Source organism: Streptomyces siamensis, from assembly GCF_039543605.1.
Lineage (GTDB): Bacteria > Actinomycetota > Actinomycetes > Streptomycetales > Streptomycetaceae > Streptomyces > Streptomyces siamensis.
The window spans coordinates 468,487-494,789 of record NZ_BAABKB010000001.1; the positions used below are offsets into that span (position 1 = coordinate 468,487).

The following is a 26,303-nucleotide window of genomic DNA, read 5'->3' on the forward strand; positions in this document are numbered from 1 at the left end:
CGTGACGGAAGGCACCACCTCCGCCGCCACCGAGGGCGACACCCTGACCCGCCTGGAGCAGGAAGGCGAGATCGCGGCGGACTACCTCGAAGGTCTGCTCGACATCGCCGATCTCGACGGTGACATCGACATGGACGTCGAGGCCGACCGCGCCGCTGTCTCGATCATCAGCGACGCGGGGAGCCGTGACCTGCAGAAGCTGGTCGGCCGTGACGGTGAGGTGCTGGAGGCGCTCCAGGAGCTCACTCGCCTGGCAGTGCACCGGGAGACCGGGGACCGCAGCCGCCTGATGCTGGACATCGCGGGCTACCGGGCCAAGAAGCGCGAGGAGCTCTCCGAGCTGGGCGCCAAGGCCGCGGCCGAGGTCAAGAGCTCGGGCGAGCCCGTGAAGCTGAAGCCGATGACGCCCTTCGAGCGCAAGGTGGTGCACGACGCGGTCAAGGCCGCGGGGCTGCGCAGCGAGTCCGAGGGCGAGGAGCCTCAGCGCTTCGTCGTCGTGCTTCCCGCCTGATCGGTACGTACGTTCCATCGGCCCCGTCTGTTGCGCAGACGGGGCCGAATTTTGTCAGCCTGATAGTCCTGGAGACAGCGCCCAGTGCGCTCATGCGGTACGGAAGGACGGTCCCCCCGTGACGGAGGCAGCGGAGCTTCCCCCTGCGCCCGAGCAGGCGCGCGAGGTTTTCGGCGATCGCTTCGCGGACGCGGTGCGGTACGCGGAGCTCTTGGCCGAGGCGGGAGTGAAGCGGGGTCTGATCGGCCCGCGTGAAGTACCCCGGCTCTGGGAGCGGCACCTGCTGAACTGTGCGGTGCTCTCCGAGGTCGTTCCCGAGGGTGTGACGGTGTGCGACGTGGGCTCGGGTGCCGGACTGCCGGGCATTCCGCTGGCGCTCGTCCGGGAGGACCTCAAGATCACGCTGCTCGAGCCGCTGCTGCGGCGCACCAACTTCCTCACCGAGGTCGTGGAGCTCCTGGGCCTCGATCATGTGACGGTCGTCCGTGGACGTGCCGAGGAGGTCATGGGCAAGCTGCCTCCCGTCCACGTGGTGACCGCCCGTGCCGTGGCGCCTCTGGACCGTCTGGCCACGTGGGGGATCCCTCTGCTGCGTCCCTACGGCGAGATGCTCGCTCTCAAGGGCGATACCGCGGAGGAGGAGCTGAAGAGCGCTGCCACGGCCCTGAGCAAGCTCGGTGCCGTGGAGACGTCCGTGCTCCACGTCGGGGACGGGGTGGTCGACCCGCTCTCCACCGTCGTGCGTGTGGAGGTCGGCGAGAGCCCGGGTGGTGTGCGCTTCGCAGCCAAGCGAGCCAAGGCCGCCCGAACCGGTCGGGCCCGGCGTCGACGCTGATCTCCTGAGAAGGCCTCGTACTCCCGGTTCCGCTGTGCGGAGCCGGGAGTTCTTCGTCACTCCGCCCGATCAGGTCGGGTGGCTGTCCGTACTCCACACAAGCCTCCAAACCTACGCATCTCGGAGTGTCGCGCGGTGATGGCCTGCGTGGCTATGCATCGTGTTTCACGTGAAACGTCGCTCACTGTTGCACGGAATCATCAGCCGCGGCCGTGCTGCGGCCGAACCTCGCGACCGAAAGCCTCTCGGTTCACTCGGAGAGGGTGCGGAGTTGTCCACAGAGGTGGATTTCTCCACAGAACAACGGGCCTCGCTGGTTCACGACCCCGAAGGCATGGGAGGCTCTGTTCATTGCGAGCCTGAAGTCGAGGAGAGTGAATCCTTGCGGTCCGACGCCAACATCGCGGGACCGATGACCGATCCGGTCCCCGGTCCCCGTACCGAGTCGATGGGGGAGGATGTTTCACGTGAAACACCGCCCCCGATGGACGACACTCCCATCGGTCGTGCTGCCCAACTTGCGGTGGAGGCGCTAGGTCGCGCCGGCGAGGGTCTGCCACGGCCCGAGCAGACCCGGGTCATGGTGGTCGCCAACCAGAAGGGTGGGGTGGGCAAGACCACGACCACGGTCAACCTTGCCGCTTCACTGGCGCTGCACGGTGGTCGTGTCCTGGTGATCGACCTCGACCCTCAGGGCAATGCCTCCACAGCGCTGGGCATCGACCATCACGCCGAAGTCCCGTCCATCTACGACGTGCTGATCGACAGCAAGCCGCTCTCGGAAGTCGTCCAGCCCGTCCCGGACGTCGAAGGTCTCTTCTGCGCTCCCGCCACGATCGATCTCGCCGGTGCGGAGATCGAGCTGGTGTCCCTGGTGGCGCGGGAGAGCCGGCTGGAGCGCGCGATCCAGGCGTACGAGCAGCCGTTGGACTACATCCTCATCGACTGCCCGCCGTCGCTGGGCCTCCTCACGGTCAACGCGCTCGTCGCCGGTGCGGAGGTACTCATCCCCATCCAGTGCGAGTACTACGCGCTGGAGGGGCTGGGGCAGCTCCTGCGCAACGTGGACCTGGTGCGGGGACATCTCAACCCCGCTCTCCATGTCTCGACGATCCTGCTCACCATGTACGACGGCCGGACGCGTCTCGCGTCGCAGGTCGCGGACGAGGTACGGAACCACTTCGGTGACGAGGTGCTGCGGACAAGCATTCCGCGCTCGGTCCGTATCTCCGAGGCCCCGAGCTACGGGCAGACCGTCCTGACTTACGATCCGGGTTCCAGTGGTGCTCTCTCGTATCTTGAGGCCGCACGGGAAATCGCCCTCCGAGGGGTCGGAGTGGCGTACGACGCGCAGCACGCACACGCGGGTGCGCAGAACGATCAGAACACGGTGGAGGGGATCCAGTGAGTGAGCGACGACGGGGGCTGGGGCGCGGCCTCGGCGCACTGATCCCTGCGGCTCCGACAGGGGAGAGGCCGGCGTCTCCGGCGGGTGGGACGCCCACCTCGCCGACGGCCGCGCCTGTCCTCACGGCGGAGCGCGGGGTGGCTGCGGCGAAGGTGGCCACGCTGCCGCCTGTTTCACATGAAACGGAGGAGCCGGCGGAGGTCGCATCCTTCGAGATGCCTTCGGAGCCCGTCGGCGCGCACTTCGCCGAGTTGCCGCTCGACTTCATCACTCCCAACCCGCGTCAGCCGCGTGAGGTCTTCGACGAGGACGCTCTCGCCGAGCTGGTCACCTCCATCCAGGAGGTCGGGCTCCTCCAGCCCGTCGTCGTGCGTCAGCTGGGTCCGGCACGCTACGAGCTCATCATGGGCGAGCGGCGCTGGAGGGCCTGCCGTGAGGCGGGACTGGAGGCCATTCCGGCGATCGTCCGAGCCACGGACGACGAGAAGCTCCTCCTGGACGCCCTGCTGGAGAACCTCCACCGCGCTCAGCTGAACCCTCTGGAGGAAGCGGCCGCCTACGACCAGCTCCTCAAGGACTTCAATTGCACGCACGACCAGCTGGCGGACCGCATCGGACGGTCCCGCCCGCAGGTCTCCAACACCCTGCGTCTGCTGAAGCTCTCCCCTGCGGTCCAGCGCCGCGTCGCGGCGGGTGTTCTCTCCGCGGGTCACGCGCGGGCCCTGCTCTCCGTCGAGGACTCTGAGGAGCAGGACAGGCTTGCCCACCGCATCGTGGCCGAGGGGCTCTCGGTGCGGGCGGTCGAGGAGATCGTGACGCTCATGGGTTCCCGCCCGCAGAGCGCGCCGCGCTCCAAGGGACCCCGAGCCGGCGGTCGCGTCTCTCCGGCTCTGAGCGACCTGGCGACGCGCCTCTCGGATCGCTTCGAGACGCGAGTGAAGGTCGACCTGGGACAGAAGAAGGGAAAGATCACCGTCGAGTTCGCATCGATGGACGATCTTGAGCGCATCCTCGGCGCCCTGGCGCCCGGCGAGGGCCCTGTCCTGCAGAAGAGCCTTCTGGATGACGACTCCGACGACTCGGAGGCCTGAGCCGGCCGAGTAGCCGCGGCCGCTCGACGGCACGTTCTGCCGTCGACCCGACCAGCAGAGCGGACTGTGTCCGGTGTGTACCGGAACACGGTCCGCTCTTTGCTTTCTGGCGGTATCGATGGAATCGCATCGTGGATACGATGCGAACGGGTATGGCGCATCCACCTGGCAGCACCTTCATTGGGGAGGCGGGGGCCATGCAAACCGTGAGCCGTACCGGATTGGTGACCGCGGGCCTGGGTCTAGGGGCGGTCGGCGGCTTCGTCGGCAGCCTGCTCAGGGAGCGCAGTGCCTTGACAGCCGCCCGCGATGCCGCGGGTGAAGGAAGCGAGGAACACCCTTCATGGGGCGTCGGCTGGTACCGCTCACGCTGGACAACCTCCAGGACCTTCCCAAGCGCTGCCGCGCGTGTGTCTTCTGGGAACTGGACCCAGTCAGTGGAGAAGCCGCGGTAAAGGCGGGTACACCGGCACTGGAAAAGGAAGCCTGGATCTCCGCGGTCCTGCTGGACTGGGGTTCCTGCGGCCGCGTCGTCTACGTGGACGACGTGCCGGTGGGCTTCGTGCTGTACGCGCCCCCCGCCTATGTCCCCCGCTCCACGGCCTTCCCCACGAGCCCGGTCTCGCCGGACGCGGTGCAGCTGATGACCGCCTTCATCATGCCCGGCTACCAGGGGCAGGGACTCGGTCGTGTGATGGTCCAGACGGTCGCCAAGGATCTGCTGCGCCGGGGCTTCAGAGCGATCGAGGCCTTTGGCGACGCGCGGTGGAAGGAGGCGGCGTGTGTGCTCCCCGCCGACCATCTCCTCTCCGTGGGATTCAAGACGGTCCGGCCGCACCCCACCTATCCACGGCTGAGGCTGGAGCTGCGCTCGACGCTCTCGTGGAAGGAAGACGTGGAGCTTGCTCTGGACCGGCTCCTGGGAGCGGTGCAGAAGGAGCCGGCGCTCCGTCCACTGTGACCGGCGGTCCGGCACCGCTCGATAGAGCCGGTCCGGCACCGCTCGACAGAGGTGACGAGGCCTCTATGACGGTCAAGCAAATGGGCCAGCCCTTTCGGGCTGGCCCATTCGTGTTTCACGTGAAACATGTGCCGCTCGCCGCGGCGAACACCGACTACTCGGCGATGAACGCCTCGAGGTCGCGCACGATCGCGGCCTTCGGCTTCGCGCCGACGATGGTCTTGGCGACCTCGCCACCCTGGTAGACGTTCAGGGTCGGAATCGACATGACGCCGTACTTGGCGGCCGTGGCCGGGTTCTCGTCGATGTTGAGCTTGACGACCTCGATCTTGTCGCCGTACTCGGAGGCGATGGCCTCGAGAGACGGCGCGATCTGGCGGCACGGCCCGCACCAGGCGGCCCAGAAGTCCACCAGTACAGGCTTGTCGCTCTTGAGGACGTCCTCGTCGAAGGAAGCGTCGGTCACGTTCTTCAGGGTGCCGGCCACGGCGGGCTCCTTAACTTGTTGGTGCGGTGGGGCGGGTGAGGGTCAGACGGTGGCAGTCGCGGCAGCGGTCTCGCTGTCCGCGAGAGCGGCGAGGAAGCGCTCGGCGTCGAGAGCGGCCGAGCAGCCCGTGCCGGCGGCGGTGATGGCCTGGCGGTAGGTGTGGTCGACGACGTCGCCGGCGCCGAAGACACCGGTCAGGTTCGTCCGGGTGGAGGGCGCGGCGACCTTGAGGTAGCCCTCGTCGTCCAGGTCGAGCTGGCCCTTGAAGAGCTCGGTGCGAGGGTCGTGGCCGATCGCGATGAACAGACCGGTCACCGGCAGCTCGGAGGTCTCGCCGGTCTTCAGGTTGCGCAGCGTCAGGCCTTCCAGCTTCGGGTCGCCCTTGATCTCGGCCACCTCGCTGTCCCAGACGAACTTGATCTTCGGGTCGGCGAAGGCACGCTCCTGCATCGCCTTGGAGGCGCGAAGGGAGTCCCTGCGGTGGACGATGGTGACGGACTTGGCGAAGCGGGAGAGGAAGGTCGCCTCCTCCATCGCGGTGTCGCCGCCACCGATCACGGCGATGTCCTGGTCCTTGAAGAAGAAGCCGTCACAGGTCGCGCACCACGAGACGCCACGACCGGAGAGTGCGTCCTCGTTGGGCAGGCCGAGCTTGCGGTGCTGGGAGCCCGTCGTGACGATGACGGCCTTGGCGCGGTGCACGGTACCGGCGGTGTCCGTGACGGTCTTGATCTCGCCCGTCAGGTCGACAGCGACGACGTCGTCGGGAACCAGCTCGGCGCCGAAACGCTCGGCCTGGGCGCGCATGTTGTCCATGAGCTCCGGGCCCATGATGCCGTCCTGGAAGCCGGGGAAGTTCTCCACCTCGGTGGTGTTCATCAGCGCACCGCCTGCGGTGACGGCGCCCTCGAAGACCAGCGGCTTCAGCGACGCGCGCGCGGTGTAGAGCGCCGCCGTGTAGCCGGCCGGCCCGGAGCCGATGATGATCACGTTACGGACGTCGCTCACGGCTTGATTCCTCGTCTCTGGAGACTGCTGCGTATCCGGTGGGAGCCACTCTCAGTACTCTCACCCCACCCAACGGATCCTAAGGGGCTTCAATTCCCGCTGTGTCCGGGCACACGGAGACGTCGTACCGCACACAGATCCCATGCGGTATCCGGGGACGAGCGGGGTCGAGAGAGACGGTGTCAGGACCGGTCGTACGACTTCGTCAGAAGCAGCTTGCCCGGCGTCGCCGAGCCCTCCTTCTCACAGGCGTCGTCGACGATGTACGCCGTGACCTTCGTGCCGTCGGATGCGTCGGGTTGGACGACGAGATAGACACTCGTCCCCTTGTACGTACCCTTCTCGGAGCCGAGCACTGCTCCGGCGTTTCCGGTCCCCTGTTGCACGCAGTCGGGCACCGGCACCTTCGGCGTGATCAGAGTGTCGACCCCACCGGGTTCGGTGCCCGTGCCCTGCGACGCGGCGCCCCAGGGCTTGGCACTGCCGGACTTGGTTCCCGTGCTCTTGTTCTTGGACAGCAGGTCCGAGACCCGCTGTTCCAGCTGTCCTTCGGAGAAGGTGACCTTCGACGACGTTTCCTGCTGTGCGCGCGTCTGGGGCTCCTTGCCGGAGCCGTCGCCCCCCATGGACTGCACAAGGATCGTGCCCAGTCCCAGAGCGGCGGCGGTGAAGACGGTGCCGAGGACGACCGCCCTGCGCCGCCCGCGGCGTGCTCGGTGAGCACGGCCCGGTCCGGTGGCCGCCCGCGGATGTCCGGAAGGGCGGTCGGTGGGAGCGGGGGAGCCGGATTCGCCGGCGGACGAGGGGGCTCCTGCGCCGAGCGGCGTGAGAAGAGTGTCGGTGGTGGAGGGTTCGACCGATGTTTCACGTGAAACATCGGCGTGCTCGTCCTGCGCACGCGCCGCGTGATCGGGTGCCGTGGCGCTCAGCAGCGCTTCCGCCGCGAGGGCCGCATCGATACGGCCGGCCACGTCGTCGGGCATACGCGCAGGACCGGGCATCGTGCCCAGCAGTCCTCGGATCTCCTCCAGCGACTCGTACACCTCGGAGCAGAGTGCGCACGTCTCGAGATGCCGTCGCACGTCCTCGGTACGGGAAGACGAGAGCAGACCCTCGGTGAGGTCGGAGATCTCCGCGACGTCCGGGTGCCCGGCCGTGTCCGTCGTGGATGTCACGCTCGCCCACCTCCGCCCTTCACAGCAGCTGAATCGCTTGGCCCTGCATCCTGGGGGCCCACATCGTGCGGTCCCGCTGCCGGTGGGACGGATGTCCCCTGCGTCCGGTTCCTTCGGCCACCCGACTTCTCGGACTCCTCGCCGCCCCCGGCCGTGCGGAGGTGGGCGAGCAGCGGGAGCAGTCTGGCTCTGCCGCGAGCGCAGCGGCTCTTCACCGTGCCGGTGGGGACGTCAAGGATGCGGGCGGCTTCGGCGACGGGATAGCCCTGCATGTCCACCAGGACCAGGGCGGCGCGCTGGTCGGCCGGAAGCGTGCCCAGGGCGCCGATGAGCTCGCGGTGGAGGTCATTGCGCTCGGCCGGCGCGGAAGCGGACTCGTGCGGTTCGAGGAGCTGCTCAAGGCGTTCGGTGTCGTCGACCGGCGAGGTCTTCCTGGAGGCGGCCTTGCGGGCACGGTCCAGGCAGGCGTTCACCGTGATGCGATGCAGCCACGTCGTGACGGCCGACTGGCCGCGGAAGGTGTGGGCGGCCCGGTAGGCGGAGACGAGGGCGTCCTGAACCGCGTCAGCGGCTTCCTCGCGGTCTCCCAGCGTGCGCAGGGCCACCGCCCACAGCCGATCGCGATGGCGCCGTACGAGCTCGCCGAAGGCGTCCGGGTCGCCCGCTACATGGCGGGAGAGGAGATCCTGATCGCTTGCTTCGTCGTATGCGACTTCATCGGCCATCGGACCCCCTCCCCTCCCGCGACGGACGTCAGCCGGTGAATTTCACGTCCGTGATGGCTTGCTTGTAGCCCGCGTAGCTGTAGTTGGCGGAGTCGTTGCCCGAGTACGGCATCGCGGTCAGCCACACGAGCACATAGCGGCTCTTCTTCTGCTTTTCGACCCTCACCTTGGCGGAGGTGCCGTTCGTCGTCACCGAGCCGAGCTTCGTCATCGAGCTCAGTGGTGTGGACGAATCCGGTGTGGCAGTCGCGTACAGGTCGATCTTCGTGTGGGGGCCGCCGTACCGGAGCGCGAGGTCGGCGGCCGACACGCTCTGGGCAGAGCCGAGGTCGTAGACGATGCCGACGCCAGGCTTGATCAGTATTTTCGGACCTTCTTTGTAGCTGTTGGTCCGCCACCCGGTCGTCGGGCTGTTGTCGTACGTCTTGCCCACGTCGTTCGGGTGCTGGGCGTCGCCCTCGGCCACGTACTCCGTGGCGCCCTGGATGGCGATCGGCTTGGTCGGCTTGGTGCTGTCGTCGCCCTTGTCGTTGCCGTCCGTCGTGTGCGTCTGCTTGGTGTCCTCGGGCTTGCCCCCGCGGTCCATGAGCGCGTCCGCGAGCTGCCAACTGCCGAGTCCCAGAGCGGCGATGAGCAACGCCGACACGGCCCACTTGAGCGCGGTGCCGGTACGGCTCTGCAGCGGGGGCGGCGGGGTGGGCAGCGGCTGGGTGGCACCGGGACGGCCCGCGGGGCGGCCGTACGTGCCCTGCTGGTAGGTCGTGCGCTGGTACTCCGGCGGGGCGGTGAAAGCGGGCTCCGGCGGGCGGATGCGGGGCATCTCGCTGATCGCCTTCACCAGCTCCTCGGGCGTGGTGCACGGCGATTCGTGACGGGAGGCCGTCGCGCCGTCGTTGACGAGCGCGCGCATGGCCAGCTCCGAAAGCCCTCGGTGGACGCCGGCGCGCACCTGGTCCGGGGCGATGAGGCCGACGCCCTTGGGCAGCCCGGACAGGCCGTACGCGTCGTTCTCGTACGGCCAGCGCTGGGTGAGCGCGGCGTACAGGAGCGCGCCGATCGCCTCCGTGTCCGTGCGCTGCGGGGTGTCGGAGCTGATGCCGCGCAGCGCGGCGTTCACGGCGAGGCCGCGGATGCGCCACTGGCCGGTCGACGCGCGCAGCACGGCGCCCGGCGTCAGACGCAGATGCGCGAGGCCCTCGCGATGGGCCGCGGCCATGGCCTGGGAGACCTGGCTGACCATCTGGTAGGCGTCGTGCACCTCCAGCGGACCGGCGGCCAGGAGAGCCGTCAGCTCGGTGGCGTCCGGCAGCCACTCATGGACGACGTAGACGAGGTCGTTCTCCTCGACGGCGTCCAGGACCTGGACGAACCGGGGATCGCCCAGGAGGGCGGACGACCGGGCCGCCGCCAGCACCGAACGGGCCCTCGGGTGATCGGCGGGCAGTAGATGCACGCCGACGGCACGGCGGAGTTTTTCGTCCACCGCGCGCCAACTGCTGAAACCGTCCAGTCGGGTGACGCACTCCTCGAGGCGGTAGCGCCTGGCGAGTTTGTGACCGCTGTGCAACTCGGGCGGTGAGGCCTTTCCGGGATTCTCGATCCCGCCGCTCCCCTGTGCCTCTTCGCTGTCCGTCTCCCGCTCCCGGTCCTGGGCCACCCCGTCGGACGTGGACTGGTCCGCCTTGGCGGTCAGCGGCTCGTCACCGCTGTTGTCTGCCACGTCGACGGCAGCCGTGCTCCGTTCCGCCACCGTCGTTCCCGCCTCCCCATCCGTTGCGCGCTGTCCGACGCAGAAACCAATTGTGCCCACAGTCCGGCGCTATGCACGACACACGGCGACGGACGATGGTTGTGCGCGTACCCCCGCCTCAGCGCCCCAGGCGCCCGCGGACCATTCCGACCATTGAATTGAGTTCTTCGATGCGCATCTTGCGCGCAGCGACGTAGAAGACGCCGAGGAGGGCCACCGAACCGACCAGCAGCGCCGCGATCGATCCGAAGACCCCGTCCCCGAGGGCCCCGGTGACCGCGAAGCCGATGGCGCCGCCCACCACGGCGCCCGGGATTGCGGCCAGGCCGAGCCGCGCGTACGTGCGCAGGACCTGGGCTCCGTCGAGGTCGCCGCCGAGGCGCTTGCGCAGCCGCTGCCAGGCCACTCCGACACCCACGGCGTAGGCCAGACCGTACGCGCCGGCCATGCCGACGACGGCCCATTCGGCGGGCAGGATCACGTAGCACAGGGCCGAGGCGGCGGCGTTGACCGCGGCCACGATGACCGTGTTGTAGAAGGGGGTGCGGGTGTCCTCGTAGGCGTAGAAGCCGCGCAGGACGACGTACTGCACCGAGAACGGGATCAGGCCGAGGCCGAAGGCCATGAGCACGTAGCCCATCGACTGGGCGGCGTCGATGCCGCTGGAGCCGAAGAGCAGGGTGCACATCGGGATGCCGAGGGCGACGAACATGAAGGCCACGGGGACGATCGCGACGGCCGAGGTGCGCAGGCCGTGGGAGATGTCGTCCCGCACCGCGCCGGCGTCGCCGTCGTGGGCGGCGCGCGAGATCCGGGGGAGCATCGCGGCCATGACCGAGACGGTGATGATCGCCTGCGGCATGCCCCAGATCAGCTGCGCGTTCGAGTAGGCCATGATGCCCGCGCCGCTCTTGCCCGAGGCCTTGCCCGCGGCGGTGGCGAGCTGGGTGACCACGAGGACGCCCGCCTGGTTGGCGAGGACGAAGAGCACGGTCCACTTGGCGAGCTTGACGGCCTTGCCGAGGCCGTGGCCCTTCCAGTCGAACCGCAGCCGGAAGCGGAAGCCGGTCTCGCGCAGGTACGGCACCATCGCGAGGGCCTGCACGACCAGGCCGAGCAGGGTACCGACGCCCAGCAGACGGACTCCGTCCGCGGGGATGTTGTGGACCGACATGCCAGAGTCGCCGGACGTCCCGTAGACCCACAGGAACAGACCGAAGGTGGCGATCATGACGATGTTGTTGAGGACCGGGGTCCACATCATCGCGCCGAACTTCCCGCGGGCATTGAGGATCTGCCCCATGACCACGTGGATGCCCATGAAGAAGATCGTGGGCAGGCAGTAGCGGGCGAAGGTGACGGCGACGTTGTTCGAGGCCGGGTCGCTGGCGACGGAGTCCGACATCAGCTGGATCAGCAGCGGTGCCGCGAAGACCACGATCGCGACGATCACACCGAGGGCGACCATGACGAGGGTCAGCAGGCGGTTGGCGTAGGCCTCACCGCCGTCCTCGTCCTCCTTCATGGATCGCACCAGCTGCGGCACGAACACGGAGTTCAGGCCGCCGCCGACGGTCAGGATGTAGATCATGGTCGGCAGCGTGTAGGCCACCGTCCACGCATCACCGAGGGTCGCGGCGCCCAGGGCAGCCGTGATGATCATGGTCCGGACGAAGCCGGTGAGCCGGGACACCAGCGTGCCCGCCGCCATCACGGCGCTGGACTTCAGCAGACCCGAGGCCCGCCCGCCGCCCCTCGACGCGGGTGCGGCGGCGGGAGCCGCCGGTGCCGTGGCGGCCGGAGCCGGTTCGGGAGCCGGTGCGGGGACACCGGGCGGCGCGGCGTACTCCCCGGCCGGAGCGGCGTACTGCGGACGGGCGCCGCCCTGCTGCTGGTCCCGGAAGAGATGGGCGAACGCGTCGGGCTCGTGGCGCTCGTCACCGGCCTGGGTGACCAGGTCGTCGACACCGACGTACTGGGTGGTGCGCGCGTCGTCGCCGTAGGGCAGGTGGCGCGTGGGGCCGGCCGGCTCGGGCGGGGGCGTCTGGGCCCACACACGCGGGTCGGGGGCGTGCTGAGGCGTGGGGGGCTGCGCGTAGAGCGCCTGCGGCGGGTAATACGTGCCGGGAGGCGGCGGGGGGTGCGCGGCACGGTCGTAGAGCGCCTCGGTCACCGGATCCTGGGCGGAGAGGTCCTGGCCCCGGTAGGGATCCTGGTTGTAGGCGTCCTGGAAGTACATGTCGGCCGGGGGGCCCGGCTGCGTCTGGCCCTGCTCCGGCGGGGGGCCCTCGGGGTAGCCCTCGGAGTATCCGTCCGGGTAGCCCGAGCTGCCCGCGCCCTGGCCGCGGTCACCGTTGTACGGCGCGTTCATGGTTACCCCACCTCATCGTCCCCGGGCCGACCGGCCACGACATCGCTCAACGGTCCACTCTCTCACCCGTCCCGGACGGGTCGGCGCTTTCCGGTGCGGTGTCCGGTGTCGGGTCACTCGGGTGCTCCGGGTCGTCTGCCCCGGACTCCGCTTCGGACTCCCTTTCGGGACCCTTCGCGGAGTCTTCGGTGTCCTCAGTGTCTACGGTGCCGTCCGCATCCTTGTTCACGGCCTCGTCCTCGGGACCGTCCTGCGCCTCCTCGGCCTGCCGGGCGGCGGCGCGCTTGCGCTGTGTGTACATCCGGAAACCGGCGAGGACGAGCAGCAGGACGCCACCACCGATGACCAGCATCACCGTCGGAGTGAACTCGGTGACCTTCACCTCGAAGGTGACCTCGGGACCGTACGCCTGACCATCGGCCGTGTACAGCTGCGCGACGACCATGACCGGGCCGTTCGCCTCGGCGGAGGTGGTGAACTTCACCGACTGGCTGTGCTCGCCGGCGACCTTGATGGGCTGCTCGTAGTAGGGGCCGTTCCCGATCTTCAGACGGTTGGGCTTCTTCGACGTGAGACGCAGCACCAGATTGTCGACGCCCTGAACCAGGTTGTTCTGCACCGTCACGGGGATCGTGGCGCTGCGCCCGGAGAGCTTGGCGTCGGACTTGTCGATCAGCCGGACGAGCCCGGTCAGGTTGTTGAGGTACGCCTCGACGCCGACACGGAAGGTGGCCGCCTCGGCGGGCCTGCCCCGCCACGACGTGGACATCCCACGGTCTATGGCCCGGCCGAACGGGGTGGCCACGCGGGACTTGTCGGTGAGGATCACCTGGAAGTTGTCGAGTTTGGTCTGCGTGGCCTGGATCCGCTCGAAGGCCGAGCGCGGCAGCTCCTGCTTCCGCAGCGATGACGGGTAGGCGGACGCCGAGGGCACCTTCGTGGTGGCGGCCGGGTCCGGCTTGGCCTTGGCCGCGGCGGTCAGGCCCTGCGACTCCGACCAGTTCCCCTCCTGGAGGGCCTTCAGGGCCTGTGCCATCGTCTGGGCCTGGCTCGCGGACGGCATGCGCTGCGGAGCCACCACGATGCTGCGCTGCTCGTCCTCCTGCAGGTTGATCATCAGGCTCTGGGCGAGGAATTCCTGGATGGCGAGCGTGGAATTGGCGGCCTTCGTCATGTCGCCCTGGAACTGGGTCGACAGCCGGGCGTCCGCGACGACCGCGGTCGTCCCGCCACCGATGGGGCGGGCCGCGCTCGGTGTGTACAAGAGACCGCCCGTCTCACGCATGCTGTCGCTGCGGGCGATCACCGTGTCGGCACCGGCCGAGGTCGCCACCTTGACGATCGAGGGGTCCACGGCGCCGTCGGCGGGCCAGGCGAACTCGGTGCTCGGCTTCACATGCAGGATCGTGTCCACCGTGCTGGCGGCCACGTCGGTGGCTTCCTTGAGGTGGCTCAGCGAACCGGTGACGTCCTTGCCGTTGTGTGCCAGCGAGGCGAGGTCGGGGTCGGCGAAGGGGAGAGCGACGACCTTCTTGTCCTGGACCGTCTTCTCCAGCTTGTCCAGCCAGGCCCGCGCGACCGCCTGGTTCTTCCCGGCCGTGGTGGTGCCGTCGGGCCCTTGGATCCGGTAGCTGTCCCGCATCGCGTCCACGGAAGCCAGCAGGTCCGGGTCGAGGACCCAGGTCACGTCGAGATCGCTGCCCAGGGACAGCATCTGGTCCAGCCGGCCTCCGGGAGAGAGCTCCTTGGCCAGCTCGTCGTTCTTGAAGACGCGGGTCTGCTGCTCGTCCGATCCGGTCTCGGCCGTGAGGTGGACCGTGGAGATCAGCGGCCAGAGGTACGTCGTCCGGGTCTTGGTGTCCGCCGCCTCGGGCTGCCAGGGCAGGAACGTCCGCTCGATGCCGAGTACCTGGTCCCACTGCTGGGCCGCAGTCCGGCCGGTGAGCGAGACGGCGAGCTGGTAGACGCCGTCGTCGCCGAGATCCAGCTCCTTGACGGGCACCGAGATGCTGAAGCGCTGCGAGACGCCCGCCGCGAGTTCTGAGAACTTCGCCACGTACTTGCCGCCGACCTCGGCCGCGTCGAGGCCCGGCTGGAAGCTGGTGCGCCGTGCGGCGGTGTCGATGGCCGAGCGACTGGTCAGGGAGGGCCCCACACGCAGGCCCACATGGGCGTCCGTGATCTTCTGCTTGCCCTTGTTGGTGACCGAGCCCGAGACGGTGACCGTGTCGCCGTCCGTGGGGACGCTGGGGGTGAGCGAGTCGAGGGACACGTCCACCGTGCCCGAGCCCGCAGCTTGGGCCGCAGAGGCCTTCTGGACGGCTTCTGCGGGCGCGCTGAGGGGCAGCTGGAGCAGCCCTGCCAGCAGCGGTGCCCCGGCCAGCAGCGCTCCGCTGCGCCGGAGCCACCGGCGGGCAGGTGAGGGACTCGTCCCCTGGAAGTCTGCCGCCTCGGCCACGCGCTCGCCCGTCCCTCGTCGTCGTCAGTGGTCGTCGGAATGTGCGTCCACGCATGGTAACGATGTGCGCTGAGGGGAAGTGCCGCGGAGGGCTCACAAGATCGGCCGAGAGCGCCGACTGTCCTGTATATGCGCGTATTGATGCGCGTACCGAGAGAGGGCGCCTGTGCACGTTTTATGGAGGCGCTCGCGGGGGTCTCGGCCACGTACTCTTTTCTGTTGTGCCGAACGCCAACGAAGACACTTCCAGTGCCCTGAGCCAGGTGCAGCGCCGCGCGGTGAGCGAGCTGCTGCGGGTCTCCCCTGTCGCCGACGACCTCGCCCGCCGTTTTCAGGACGCCGGGTTCTCGCTCGCCCTGGTAGGCGGCTCGGTCCGGGACGCCCTTCTCGGCCGGCTCGGCAATGATCTCGACTTCACGACCGACGCGCGTCCCGAGGACGTGCTCAAGATCGTGCGGCCCTGGGCGGACGCCGTCTGGGAGGTCGGGATCGCCTTCGGCACGGTGGGTGCTCAGAAGGACGCCCGGGTGGACGACGTGGAGCAGTCCTTCCAGATCGAGATCACGACGTACCGGTCCGAGGCGTACGACCGGACGTCGCGCAAGCCCGAGGTCTCCTACGGCGACTCCATCGAGGACGATCTCGTGCGCCGGGACTTCACCGTGAACGCCATGGCCGTGGCGCTGCCGGAGAAGGAGTTCATCGACCCGCACGGCGGGCTCGACGACCTGTCCGCCCGTGTCCTGCGCACCCCGGGCACCCCGCAGGCGTCCTTCTCGGACGACCCCCTGCGGATGATGAGGGCCGCGCGATTCGCCGCACAGCTCGACTTCGAGGTGGCGCCCGAGGTCGTCGCGGCGATGACGGACATGGCGGTACGCATCGAGATCGTCTCGGCGGAGCGGGTGCGGGATGAGCTGAACAAGCTGATCCTTTCCGCGTACCCCCGCAAGGGGCTCACGCTGCTGGTGGACACGGGCCTCGCCGATCATGTGCTGCCCGAGCTCCCCGCGCTGCGTCTGGAACGTGACGAGCACCACCGGCACAAGGACGTCTACGACCACACCCTGATCGTCCTGGAGCAGGCGATGGCTCTGGAGGAGACGGGCCCCGACCTGACCCTCCGGCTCGCCGCGCTGCTGCACGACATCGGCAAGCCGCGCACGCGCCGCTTCGAGGAGGACGGCCGGGTCTCCTTCCATCACCACGAGGTGGTGGGCGCCAAGATGACCAAGAAGCGGATGACCGCGCTCAAGTACTCGAACGATCTCGTGAAGGATGTCTCGCGACTCGTCGAACTTCACCTGCGCTTCCACGGGTACGGAACGGGCGAGTGGACGGACTCTGCCGTCCGACGCTACGTGCGTGACGGCGGGCCGCTTCTCGACCGTCTGCACAAGCTGACCCGTTCCGACTGCACCACGCGGAACAAGCGGAAGGCTTCGGCGCTGTCCCGCGCCTATGACGGGCTCGAGGAGCGCATCGCTCTGCTCAAGGAGCAGGAGGAGCTCGACGCGATCCGCCCGGACCTCGACGGCAACCAGATCATGGAGATCCTCGGCATCGGTCCGGGTCCGGCGATCGGTCAGGCGTACAAGTTCCTGCTTGAGCTGCGCCTCGAGAACGGCCCGATGGAGTACGACGCGGCTGTGGCCGAGCTCAAGGAGTGGTGGGCCGCTCGCCAGGGCGTTGATGCGTAGAGCTGAGGTGCTGGCAGCCGCGTCATGTTTCACGTGAAACATGACGCGGTGAGCGAGGCCCGGCCTCCCGGCCGGAGCGGCCGGGGCATGCGAAAGGGCGGTGTTTCACGTGAAACACCGCCCTTTCGCTACGTCCGGCTCCGTGGGTTACTTGTTGTCACCCAGGCAGAGCGTGAAGGACTCGCCGGTTTCCTTCCACGTCAGCGTGGCCGTCGTGCCCGTGACGCTCTGGCAGGTCAGCTGGGGAAGCGAGGCGCCGTCCGCCTTCTTGAGGACCTTGTGCGTGGCCTTGGAGTCGCTGCAGTCGACCTGGACGACATCCGGGTCGTTGTCCGTGCCCTTGTTGTACAGGCAGTCGCCGACAGCAAGCTTCTTGGCGTCCTCGCCGTCCTTGCTGACCAGCCATCCGCCGACGATGACGGCGAGGCCCGCGACGGCCACGATTATGCGGAGGTACTGCTTGAAGCCGCGCTTCGGGGCCTGCGGCGGCACGGGGGCGTACGGGGCGCCCTGCTGCGGGTAGCCGGGCTGGCCGGGCTGCTGCGGGTAACCCTGCGGCGGCTGCTGGCCGTAGGGAGCCTGCCCCTGGGGCGGGGTCTGAGCGAACGGGTTCTGGCCCTGGGGCGGCGGAGTGGTCACTTGGGGGTCCCCCTAGAACGTAGGCACGTGACGCGAATAAGACGCACGTAAGCTATCGGGCCGCTGTGACAACTCAGTAGTCCGGAGGGGGTCTGTGGCACTGATGTGACACTTACTGCAGCTCAAAGCGGGCCATAGTCACAGCAATCGCGCCGTAGAGAACCGCCACGGTGACGACGAGAGAAACCGAGCGTCCGTCAGAAGGCAGTATCAGGGCGGCTACTGCGGCGGCGCCGACGAAGGCGACGTTGAACAGGACGTCGTACACGGAGAAGATCCGGCCCCGGAATCCGTCGTCCACCGATGACTGCACGATCGTGTCCGTGGCGATCTTGGCGCCTTGCGTGGTCACGCCGAGGACGAACGCCGCGACCATCATGGGCGCGGGGGCGAAGGGAAGGGCGAGCGCGGGCTCCAAGACCGCGGCGGCTCCCGCGCACGCGACGATCCAGCCGCCGGGCCCCAGCCGGCCGGCCGCCCAGGGCGTCACCACGGCCGCGACGAAGAAGCCCGCCCCCGAGATGCCCACAGCGAGCCCCAGCAGGGCCAGCCCGTCGTCGGACTCGGACGCCCAGGCGTACCGGCAGAGCATCAGCACCATGACGGTCAGGGCGCCGTAGCAGAAGCGCATCAGCGTCATCGCCAGGAGCGCCCAGGCGGCCTCCCGCCGGGCCGGCTCGGCGAGGTGCCGTACGCCCGCCGCCAGGCCCCGCGCCGTACCGCTGACGGCCGAGACGAGGCGAGGGTGGGCGGGCGACCGGTCCGGACCGAGCAGCTCCGGGGCGATGCGCAGAGAGGCGAGAGCGGCACACAGGTACAGAGCCGCGCCGACGAGGACGACCGCCGCGTCGGAGTCCGAGGCGACCAGACGCACGGCGAAGGCGAGAGCGCCGCCGATCGTGGCGGCGAGCGTACCCGCGGTGGGAGAAAGTGAGTTGGCCATCACCAGGCGGTCCCGGTCGACGACGCGGGGCAGCGCGGCCGACAGACCGGCCAGGACGAAGCGGTTCACCGCGGTGACGCACAGCGCGGAGACGTAGAAGAGCCAGTCGGGGACATGGCTCAGCATCAGGACGGCCGTCACACACGCCAGCGCGGTCCGCAGCAGATTGCCGTACAGAAAAACCTGGCGGCGCCGCCAGCGGTCCAACAGCACGCCCGCGAAGGGGCCGACGAGGGAGTACGGGAGCAGCAGGACCGCCATCGCGGAGGCGATCGAAGCCGCCGAGGTCTGCTTCTCCGGCGAGAAGACCACATATGTGGCGAGGGCGACCTGATAGACGCCGTCGGCGCCCTGGGACAGCAGCCGTATGCCGAGCAGGCGTCTGAAGCCCTGGAAGCGCAGAAGTACGCGCAGGTCACGCACGACAGCCATGGGGCACAGCCTCACATACGAGAAAGGTCCCCGGGCGCAATGCCCGAGGACCCTCAACAGCACTCACGAGGATGTGCTTTAGCGCTCGACCTCGCCCTTGATGAACTTCTCGACGTTGGCGAAGGCCTCGTCGTCGAAGTACTGGACCGGCGGGGACTTCATGAAGTAGCTCGACGCGGAGAGGATCGGGCCGCCGATGCCGCGGTCCTTGGCGATCTTCGCGGCACGCAGGGCGTCGATGATGACACCCGCGGAGTTCGGGGAGTCCCAGACCTCGAGCTTGTACTCCAGGTTCAGCGGAACGTCACCGAAGGCACGACCCTCGAGGCGCACGTACGCCCACTTGCGGTCGTCCAGCCAGGCCACGTAGTCCGACGGACCGATGTGGACGTTCTTCTCGCCCAGGTCGCGGTCGGGGATCTGCGAGGTGACGGCCTGCGTCTTCGAGATCTTCTTCGACTCGAGGCGGTCGCGCTCCAGCATGTTCTTGAAGTCCATGTTGCCGCCGACGTTGAGCTGCATGGTGCGCTCGAGACGGACACCGCGGTCCTCGAACAGCTTCGCCATCACACGGTGCGTGATGGTGGCGCCGACCTGCGACTTGATGTCGTCGCCGACGATCGGGACACCGGCCTCGGTGAACTTGTCGGCCCACTCCTTGGTGCCGGCGATGAAGACCGGGAGGGCGTTGACGAAGGCGACCTTGGCGTCGATCGCGCACTGCGCGTAGAACTTCGCCGCGTCCTCGGAACCGACGGGCAGGTAGCAGACGAGAACGTCGACCTGCTTGTCCTTGAGGATCTGGACGACGTCGACCGGGGCCTCGGCGGACTCCTCGATGGTCTGGCGGTAGTACTTGCCGAGACCGTCCAGGGTGTGGCCGCGCTGGACCGTCACGCCCTTGTTCGGGACGTCGCAGATCTTGATGGTGTTGTTCTCGCTGGCGCCGATGGCGTCCGAGAGGTCGAGGCCGACCTTCTTCGCGTCGACGTCGAAGGCTGCGACGAACTCGACGTCACCGACGTGGTAGTCGCCGAACTGGACGTGCATGAGGCCCGGCACCTTGGACGCCGGGTCGGCGTCCTTGTAGTACTCGACGCCCTGTACCAGCGACGCGGCGCAGTTGCCTACGCCGACGATGGCTACGCGAACCGAACCCATTCCGGTTGCTCCCTGTGTGTATCGGTGAAACCCCGAATGGGCCTCACGTGGCGGTGTCGTCGGACGGATCCGGCCGGGTGCTGTCCCGGTGCCGGGGCAGGCCGCCCGTCTCTCCAGATGTGCTGTTCTGCTGAGCGGAGCCTTCGGAGGCGGAACCCTTGATGTCCCGTCCCGCTCGCTCGCTCTCGATGAGCTCGTTCAGCCAGCGCACTTCGCGCTCCACGGACTCCATTCCGTGGCGCTGGAGCTCAAGCGTGTAGTCGTCGAGGCGCTCCCGGGTGCGCGCCAGGGAGGCACGCATCTTCTCCAGACGCTCCTCCAGCCGGCTGCGGCGGCCCTCCAGTACGCGCATGCGTACGTCGCGTGACGTCTGCCCGAAGAAGGCGAAGCGAGCGGCGAAGTGCTCGTCCTCGTATGCGTCCGGGCCCGTCTGCGAGAGCAGCTCTTCGAAGTGGTCCTTACCTTCTGCCGTCAACCGGTAGACGATCTTGGCGCGACGCCCGGCGAGTGGTGCGGCGAGGGCGTCCTCAGGTGCCGACCCCGACTCCTCGATCAACCAGCCGTTGGCGACCAGCGTCTTGAGGCAGGGGTAGAGCGTCCCGTAGCTGAACGCACGGAACACACCCAGTGACGTATTGAGTCGTTTGCGCAGCTCATAGCCGTGCATCGGGGATTCGCGGAGCAGGCCGAGTACGGCGAATTCGAGGATCCCGGAACGCCGGCTCATCGTCGCCTCCTCCCCTGTCGTCACCCGTCAGCGCGACCTTTATGCCGTGCTGATGTATCGACTCGATACATCAGCACGATAGAACGACCATCCGGATGCGACAAGAGGGGTCACGGTGAACGGCGTCACATCACCGATTCATACGAAGCGAGTTGCCTGATTTGAGGTGAACTTCGAACCTAGGTGGGTTTTGGTGGTGCGTAGTCTGTGCGGCATGCACACCACCGGGAACCGAGTGACACCTGAGGGCGTCATCGTCTTTGGTGCAGTACGGGTGAATGCACAAACGACCACATCCGTACTTCGGGGGGACCGGAAACCAGCCGCCGTTTCCAGGCGCGCAAGGGTGCGCCTGCCCGAGGAGTAATCGTTCGATGAGCGAGCACCGTCGCAAACCGCCGCAGCCGCAGGGCGGCGGACGTGCCGCGGCCCGACGCGGCCAGACCGGCCCGTCCGAGGGCCGCCGCGCGGCACCGCGAGGCGCCACCGGGTCTCCTTCCGATTCCTATGGTTCGGGGGGTGAAGAGCGCCCGTTCGGTAGCCGTGCCGAGGCCCGGCGGGCCTCACAGCGAAGTAGTAGTAGTGGTGGCGGAGGCCGACGCAGAGCGGCCGACGGCGCCGGGCGGGGCCCCGGAGGCGGTGGCGGCCGACGTGGTGGCCCCGCGGGGCCGAACGGCCCCGGACGCGGCCGTGGCCGCGCTCCCGTGCCCGCCAAGAAGCGCATCATCGACTACCCGCGTGCCGGCAAGTACGGCGCGGCACGCTGGGTGCCGTCGTGGAAGCTCGTCACCGGGCTGTTCATCGGCTTCTGCGGCAGTCTGGTCGCGGTGGCCGGTATCGCGTACGCGATGGTGTCCGTGCCCAAGGTCGCCGACACCGCCACGGCGCAGAACAACGTCTACTACTGGGACGACGGCACGGAGATGGTCGCCACCGGTGGTGAGACGAACCGGCAGATCATCAACTACGACCAGATCCCCGAGGCGATGCGGTACGCCGTCATCTCGCAGGAGAACAAGACCTTCGAGACCGACAGCGGCATCGACCCCAAGGGCATCGCGCGTGCCCTGTTCAACATGGCCAAGGGCGGTCAGACGCAGGGTGGTTCGACCATCACCCAGCAGTACGTCAAGAACGCGATGCTGGACGACCAGTCGCAGACGGTCTCGCGAAAGTTCAAGGAGCTCTTTGTCGCGATCAAGGTAGGCGCCACGGTCAACAAGGAAGACATCATGGCCGGCTACCTGAACTCCGCGTACTACGGGCGCGGTGCCTACGGCATCCAGGCGGCCGCGCGGGCGTACTTCAACAAGGACGCCGTCGACCTGGACGAGAGCGAGTGTGCCTTCCTCTCGGCGGTGCTCAAGGGCGCCACGTACTACGACCCGGCGGGCGCGACCGAGGTCGACCCCGCGGCCACGCCCGAGGACAACAGGAGGCGGCTGAGGGCCCAGTGGGCGGACACCTTGGACAAGGAGGTCGAGTACGGTCACCTGAGTGTCGCGAAGCGCGACCAGTTCAAGGACCTGCCCAAGTGGAAGAACCCGCGGTCCAACACCCGGCTCAGCGGCCAGATCGGCTATCTCGTCGACCTCGCCAAGGGCTACATCGTCAACAACACGGACATCACGGCCAGCCAGCTCCAGCGGGGCGGCTACTCGATCCACACGACCTTCGACAAGAAGAAGGTCAACGCGCTCACCGCGGCCGTGTCGAAGGTCCAGAAGGCCAACATCAAGCCCAAGCTGCGTCCGAAGACGGACAAGCACGTCCAGTTCGGCGGGGCATCCATCGACCCGGACACCGGCGCGATCAAGGCCATCTACGGCGGTGAGGACGCGACCAAGCACTTCACCAACAACGCCGACCAGACCGGTGCCCAGGTGGGTTCGACGTTCAAGCCGTTCGTGCTGGCGGCGGCCATGTCCTGGGGTGCCCGTGATCCCGACGGCGACCAGGTCCAGGCGCAGGACGAGCGCACCATCGTCTCTCCGAAGAGTCTCTACAGCGGCAAGAACAAGCTGAAGATCCGGGACTACGACCGCCAGGTCTGGATGGACGACAAGGGCAGGGAGTGGCTCCAGCGCAACGACGGCAACCGGTCGTACAACCCGCCGAGCTACAAGATCGACCTGCGTGAGGCGATGCGGGAGTCGGTGAACTCCGCGTACGTCCAGCTGGGCATGGACGTCGGCCTGGACAAGGTGAAGGAGGCCGTCCTGGACGCCGGCATCCTGAAGTCGAGTCTGGCCAGCTCCAACTATCCGTCGTTCTCGCTGGGTACGTCCTCGCCGAGCGCCATCCGCATGGCGGGCTCGTACGCCACCTTCGCCGCCAGCGGCAAGCAGCGTGACCCGTACTCGGTCGATAAGATCACCAACAAGGACGGCACGGTCTTCCGTCACGCCGACGTCGCGAAGACGAAGCAGGCCTTCACCGAGAAGGTGGCCGACAACGTCACCGACGTCCTGAAGACCGTGGTTGAGAAGGGAACCGGTACCAACGCCCAGCTGACGGGCCGCGAGGTGGCCGGCAAGACCGGTACCACCGACGGCAACAAGTCCGCCTGGTTCGTCGGGTACACGCCCCAGCTGTCGACCGCGATCGGCATGTACCGCCTGGACGACGACGCGTCGAACAAGAACCGCCAGTTCCTCCAGATGTACGGCACGGGTGGCGAGAAGACCATCCACGGTGCCTCGTTCCCGTCGCAGATCTGGCGCGACTACATGGAGCAGGCGCTGAAGGGCCAGAAGGCGGTTCCGTTCCCGAAGCCCGAGGAGATCGGCACGGTCCTCAATGACGACCCGAGCCCGAGTGTGACCCCCTCGGCCACCGAGAGCACGGTGGAGAGCCCGACCCCGACCCCGACTCCCAGCGAGACCGTGACGTCTCCCTCGCCCTCGACGAGTGAGACCTGCAACAAGTTCGACTGGAACTGCAACAACAACGGCGGGACGGACAACGGCGGCACCGATACGGGTGGCACCGACGGGGGCGTCACATCCACACCGACGGAGACCACCACAACAACAGGGAGCTCCAGAGGCAACGGCAATGGCAACGGAGGAATCTTCGGAGGACCGAACGGCTAGCCACCAGCCAGTCTGTTTCACGTGAAACACACCGTTTCACGTGAAACGAGGGCCGCCGCACCCCACCAGGTGCGGCGGCCCTCGGCGTATTCCCAGACTCGTACGGCAGGATGTGCGGCATGCCCAGTGCAGAGACGACGCGAGCGAGCGCGCACGAGCCGGAGCTGGTACGGCCGACCAGGGAGGACGGGGTCGCCGCGAACGGCAGTGAGCTGTTCGGCGGCCCCATCGGACGCCGAGCCCTGCTCGGCACGTCCTGGTGGACGCCCGTGCGCGTGATCGCGCTCGTGGCGATCGGCATGTTCGCCCTCGGCATGGTGCAGAAGCTGCCCTGCTACGACGGTGCCTGGTTCTTCGGCGCCAGCTCGCAGTACACGCACGCGTGCTACTCGGACATCCCGCACCTCTATCAGGGGCGGGGCTTCGCCGACGGGCTCGTGCCGTACTTCGACAAGATCCCCGGCGACATGCAGTACCTCGAGTACCCGGTGCTGACCGGAGTCTTCATGGAGGTCGCGGCCTGGCTCACGCCGGGCGGCGGGAGCATCCAGCATCAGGAACAGATCTACTGGATGGTCAACGCCGGGATGCTGATGGTGTGCGCGGCGGTCATCGCCGTCTGCACCGCCCGCACCCACCGCCGACGCCCGTGGGACGGCCTCCTGGTCGCTCTGGCGCCCGCCTTCGCCCTCACGGCCACCATCAACTGGGATCTCCTCGCCGTCGCCCTGCTGGCCGCCGCGATGCTGATGTGGTCACGAGGCCGCGTGCTGGCGTTCGGTGTGCTGATCGGGCTCGCCACGGCCGCGAAGTTCTACCCCTTCCTGGTGCTGGGGCCGCTCTTCCTGCTCTGCTGGCGGGCCGGCAGATGGCGCGAGTTCGGCACGGCCCTGCTCGGTGCCGTGGGAGCCTGGCTCGTGGTGAACCTTCCGGTCATGTACTTCGCCCCGGAAGGGTGGGCGAAGTTCTACAGCTTCAGCCACGACCGCGGCGTCGACTTCGGTTCGGTCTTCCTGTTCATCTCGCAGTGGCTGAAGATCACGATCACCCCCGACGCCGCGAACAACTGGGCGCTGGTGATGATGGTGCTCGCCTGCGTGGGACTGACCGTCCTCACGCTCACCTCCCCGCGACGCCCCCGCTTCGCCCAGCTCGCCTTCCTGATCGTCGCGGTGTTCATCCTCACCAACAAGGTCTACTCGCCGCAGTACGTGCTCTGGCTGGTTCCGCTCGCCGCACTGGCCCGGCCGCGCTGGCGGGACTTCCTGATCTGGCAGGCGTGCGAGGTCACGTACTTCCTGGGGATCTGGCTGTACCTCGCGTACACGACCAGTGGTGACGCCCACAAGGGCCTGCCGACGGACGGGTACCAGGTCGCCATCCTCGTCCACCTGGTGGGGACCCTGTACCTCTGCGCCGTGGTCGTCCGCGACATCTTCATGCCGGAGCGCGACCCGGTTCGCCGGGCGGGCGACGACGACCCCTCGGGCGGTGTGCTGGACGAGTCCGAGGACGTCTTCGTCCTCGGTGCGGCGGCCCATCCGCCGCGGCATGCGGCCCACTTCGAGGGGCCTCAGGTCGAGTGGGGCAGCCGCCCCGCACCGGTAGGCGAGGGTTCGCCCTGAGCGAACAGGACGTAGCGAGGCCACGAGAAAGGCCGTACACGGAGACCCGTGTACGGCCTTTCTGCTGCTGTGGTCCGGTGGAATCCCGGGCTCAGCGCTCGACGATGCGGTCGAACTGCGTGGTGGTGTGCCGCAGATGCGCCACCAGTTCGTCGCCCACCTTCGGTTCCGTGGCGTCCGACGGCACGAAGAGGATCGACACCTGCATGTGCGGCGGCTCGGCGAACCAGCGCTGCTTGCCCGCCCAGACGAACGGAGAAAGGTTCCGGTTGACCGTCGCGAGGCCGGCGCGTGCGACGCCCTTGGCGCGCGGCATGACGCCGTGCAGCGCCTTCGGGGCCTCCAGGCCCACGCCGTGCGACGTACCGCCCGCCACGACGACCAGCCAGCCGTCGGAGGCCGTCTTCTGCTGCCGGTAACCGAAGCGGTCGCCCTTGGAGACCCTCGTGACGTCCAGGACGGCTCCGCGGTACTCGGTGGCCTCGTGGTCGCCCAGCCACAGCCGCGTGCCGATCCGGGCCCGGAAGCGGGTCTGCGGGAACTGCTGCTGGAGCCGCGCGAGTTCCTCGGCCTTGAGGTGGCTGACGAACATCGTGTGCAGCGGCAGTCGGGCGGCGCGCAGGCGGTCCATCCAGCCGATGACCTCCTCGACGGCGTCCGAGCCGTCGGTGCGGTCGAGCGGCAGGTGGATGGCGAAGCCCTCCAGCCGGACGTTCTCTATGGCGGCGTGCAGATGGGGCAGGTCCTGCTCGCTGACTCCGTGGCGCTTCATCGAGGACATGACCTCGATGACGACACGGGCCCCCACAAGGCCGTACACGCCGTCCACGGACGACACGGAGCGGATGACGCGGTCGGGCAGCGGCACGGGCTCCTCGCCCCGCCTGAACGGCGTCAGCACCAGCAGGTCGCCACCGAACCAGTCCTTGATCCGGGCGGCCTCGTAGGTGGTGCCGACCGCGAGGATGTCCGAGCCGAGGCGCGTGGCCTCGTCCGCGAGCCGCTCGTGGCCGAAGCCGTAGCCGTTGCCCTTGCAGACGGGGACCAGCCCCGGAAACTGCTCGGACACGTGCTTGTGGTGTGCCCGCCAGCGCGCGGTGTCGACGTAGAGCGTGAGCGCCATGGCCGGTCCCGGAACCTTTCTCGTGGCTGCGGTGTATCAGAGGTATGAAAGGAAATTGTGGCGGATCCGCCGGACCTA

The 26,303-nt window shown here is 68.2% G+C and carries 20 protein-coding genes; 8 read left to right on the top strand and 12 right to left on the bottom strand.

The window, feature by feature from the left end; genetic code table 11:
• Position 1 precedes the first annotated feature (1 nt).
• The 5 genes from ABEB03_RS02060 to ABEB03_RS02080 all read left to right on the top strand — a co-directional run bounded on the left by ABEB03_RS02060 (position 2) and on the right by ABEB03_RS02080 (position 4,806).
• A complete protein-coding gene (locus ABEB03_RS02060; protein WP_095935442.1) occupies positions 2-511 on the top strand; it encodes a Jag family protein in 510 nt (169 codons plus the stop codon).
• A 118-nt stretch (positions 512-629) separates the two neighbouring features.
• Complete coding sequence (gene rsmG / locus ABEB03_RS02065) at positions 630-1,346, top strand: 16S rRNA (guanine(527)-N(7))-methyltransferase RsmG (protein WP_095935441.1); 717 nt, start codon at positions 630-632, stop codon at positions 1,344-1,346.
• A gap of 334 nt (positions 1,347-1,680) precedes the next feature.
• Positions 1,681-2,754: a ParA family protein gene (locus ABEB03_RS02070; RefSeq protein ID WP_078629360.1), complete on the top strand. Its 1,074-nt coding sequence runs from the start codon at positions 1,681-1,683 to the stop codon at positions 2,752-2,754.
• Positions 2,751-3,845, top strand: a complete 1,095-nt coding sequence (locus ABEB03_RS02075) for a ParB/RepB/Spo0J family partition protein (RefSeq protein WP_345640209.1) — start codon at positions 2,751-2,753, stop codon at positions 3,843-3,845. The genes ABEB03_RS02070 and ABEB03_RS02075 overlap by 4 nt, the downstream gene beginning before the upstream one ends.
• A gap of 343 nt (positions 3,846-4,188) precedes the next feature.
• Complete coding sequence (locus ABEB03_RS02080; protein WP_095935439.1) at positions 4,189-4,806, top strand: GNAT family N-acetyltransferase; 618 nt, start codon at positions 4,189-4,191, stop codon at positions 4,804-4,806.
• A gap of 154 nt (positions 4,807-4,960) precedes the next feature.
• Here ABEB03_RS02080 and trxA read toward each other — a convergent pair whose 3' ends face one another.
• The 7 genes from trxA to ABEB03_RS02115 form a co-directional block, all read right to left on the bottom strand.
• Entirely contained in the window at positions 4,961-5,293 is a 333-nt protein-coding gene (gene trxA / locus ABEB03_RS02085; protein WP_028804102.1) for a thioredoxin, read from the bottom strand.
• Positions 5,294-5,335: 42 nt separating this feature from the next.
• Complete coding sequence (gene trxB, locus ABEB03_RS02090; protein WP_028804101.1) at positions 5,336-6,301, bottom strand: thioredoxin-disulfide reductase; 966 nt, start codon at positions 6,299-6,301, stop codon at positions 5,336-5,338.
• A 182-nt stretch (positions 6,302-6,483) separates the two neighbouring features.
• Positions 6,484-7,476: an anti-sigma factor family protein gene (locus ABEB03_RS02095; RefSeq protein ID WP_345640213.1), complete on the bottom strand. Its 993-nt coding sequence runs from the start codon at positions 7,474-7,476 to the stop codon at positions 6,484-6,486.
• Positions 7,473-8,201, bottom strand: a complete 729-nt coding sequence (gene sigM, locus ABEB03_RS02100) for an RNA polymerase sigma factor SigM (RefSeq protein WP_345640214.1) — start codon at positions 8,199-8,201, stop codon at positions 7,473-7,475. The genes ABEB03_RS02095 and sigM overlap by 4 nt, the downstream gene beginning before the upstream one ends.
• A gap of 28 nt (positions 8,202-8,229) precedes the next feature.
• Positions 8,230-9,951, bottom strand: coding sequence for a protein kinase family protein (locus ABEB03_RS02105; RefSeq protein WP_345640215.1), 1,722 nt, complete (start codon positions 9,949-9,951; stop codon positions 8,230-8,232).
• Positions 9,952-10,069: 118 nt separating this feature from the next.
• Positions 10,070-12,322: a murein biosynthesis integral membrane protein MurJ gene (gene murJ / locus ABEB03_RS02110; protein ID WP_345640216.1), complete on the bottom strand. Its 2,253-nt coding sequence runs from the start codon at positions 12,320-12,322 to the stop codon at positions 10,070-10,072.
• Positions 12,323-12,368: 46 nt separating this feature from the next.
• Positions 12,369-14,780 (bottom strand): DUF6049 family protein, encoded by a 2,412-nt coding sequence (locus ABEB03_RS02115; protein ID WP_345640218.1) that lies wholly within the window; start codon positions 14,778-14,780, stop codon positions 12,369-12,371.
• 221 nt (positions 14,781-15,001) lie between these two features.
• Between ABEB03_RS02115 and ABEB03_RS02120 the strand changes: the two genes are divergently transcribed.
• Positions 15,002-16,480, top strand: coding sequence for a CCA tRNA nucleotidyltransferase (locus ABEB03_RS02120; RefSeq protein ID WP_345640220.1), 1,479 nt, complete (start codon positions 15,002-15,004; stop codon positions 16,478-16,480).
• A 147-nt stretch (positions 16,481-16,627) separates the two neighbouring features.
• Here the strand turns inward: ABEB03_RS02120 and ABEB03_RS02125 are convergent, their stop codons facing one another.
• From ABEB03_RS02125 to ABEB03_RS02140, 4 genes are all read right to left on the bottom strand, one after another.
• Positions 16,628-17,119, bottom strand: coding sequence for an LppU/SCO3897 family protein (locus tag ABEB03_RS02125; RefSeq protein WP_345640221.1), 492 nt, complete (start codon positions 17,117-17,119; stop codon positions 16,628-16,630).
• 112 nt (positions 17,120-17,231) lie between these two features.
• Positions 17,232-18,494: an MFS transporter gene (locus tag ABEB03_RS02130; RefSeq protein WP_345640223.1), complete on the bottom strand. Its 1,263-nt coding sequence runs from the start codon at positions 18,492-18,494 to the stop codon at positions 17,232-17,234.
• Positions 18,495-18,572: 78 nt separating this feature from the next.
• Positions 18,573-19,655, bottom strand: a complete 1,083-nt coding sequence (locus ABEB03_RS02135) for an inositol-3-phosphate synthase (protein ID WP_345640224.1) — start codon at positions 19,653-19,655, stop codon at positions 18,573-18,575.
• Between the two features lie 43 nt (positions 19,656-19,698).
• Complete coding sequence (locus tag ABEB03_RS02140) at positions 19,699-20,382, bottom strand: PadR family transcriptional regulator (protein WP_345640225.1); 684 nt, start codon at positions 20,380-20,382, stop codon at positions 19,699-19,701.
• A 374-nt stretch (positions 20,383-20,756) separates the two neighbouring features.
• On the opposite strand from ABEB03_RS02140, the gene ABEB03_RS02145 reads away from it, so the two are divergent.
• Both ABEB03_RS02145 and ABEB03_RS02150 read left to right on the top strand, forming a co-directional pair.
• Complete coding sequence (locus ABEB03_RS02145; RefSeq protein WP_345640227.1) at positions 20,757-23,477, top strand: transglycosylase domain-containing protein; 2,721 nt, start codon at positions 20,757-20,759, stop codon at positions 23,475-23,477.
• A gap of 119 nt (positions 23,478-23,596) precedes the next feature.
• Positions 23,597-25,102 carry a glycosyltransferase family 87 protein gene (locus ABEB03_RS02150; protein ID WP_345640229.1) on the top strand — a complete coding sequence of 502 codons (1,506 nt, stop codon included), beginning with the start codon at positions 23,597-23,599 and terminating at the stop codon, positions 25,100-25,102.
• 91 nt (positions 25,103-25,193) lie between these two features.
• Here the strand turns inward: ABEB03_RS02150 and ABEB03_RS02155 are convergent, their stop codons facing one another.
• A complete protein-coding gene (locus tag ABEB03_RS02155; RefSeq protein ID WP_345640232.1) occupies positions 25,194-26,225 on the bottom strand; it encodes an alanine racemase in 1,032 nt (343 codons plus the stop codon).
• Positions 26,226-26,303 lie beyond the last annotated feature (78 nt).

What these genes read in the sequence shown, in the direction of transcription:
- sigM (WP_345640214.1), bottom strand. Translation starts at nt 8,201, where the DNA reads ATGGCCGATGAAGTCGCATACGACGAAGCAAGCGATCAGGATCTCCTC.
- ABEB03_RS02155 (WP_345640232.1), bottom strand. Translation starts at nt 26,225, where the DNA reads ATGGCGCTCACGCTCTACGTCGACACCGCGCGCTGGCGGGCACACCAC.
- ABEB03_RS02140 (WP_345640225.1), bottom strand. Translation starts at nt 20,382, where the DNA reads ATGAGCCGGCGTTCCGGGATCCTCGAATTCGCCGTACTCGGCCTGCTC.
- ABEB03_RS02145 (WP_345640227.1), top strand. Translation starts at nt 20,757, where the DNA reads ATGAGCGAGCACCGTCGCAAACCGCCGCAGCCGCAGGGCGGCGGACGT.
- ABEB03_RS02070 (WP_078629360.1), top strand. Translation starts at nt 1,681, where the DNA reads ATGGGAGGCTCTGTTCATTGCGAGCCTGAAGTCGAGGAGAGTGAATCC.
- ABEB03_RS02135 (WP_345640224.1), bottom strand. Translation starts at nt 19,655, where the DNA reads ATGGGTTCGGTTCGCGTAGCCATCGTCGGCGTAGGCAACTGCGCCGCG.
- murJ (WP_345640216.1), bottom strand. Translation starts at nt 12,322, where the DNA reads ATGAACGCGCCGTACAACGGTGACCGCGGCCAGGGCGCGGGCAGCTCG.
- ABEB03_RS02080 (WP_095935439.1), top strand. Translation starts at nt 4,189, where the DNA reads ATGGGGCGTCGGCTGGTACCGCTCACGCTGGACAACCTCCAGGACCTT.
- ABEB03_RS02150 (WP_345640229.1), top strand. Translation starts at nt 23,597, where the DNA reads ATGCCCAGTGCAGAGACGACGCGAGCGAGCGCGCACGAGCCGGAGCTG.
- ABEB03_RS02130 (WP_345640223.1), bottom strand. Translation starts at nt 18,494, where the DNA reads ATGGCTGTCGTGCGTGACCTGCGCGTACTTCTGCGCTTCCAGGGCTTC.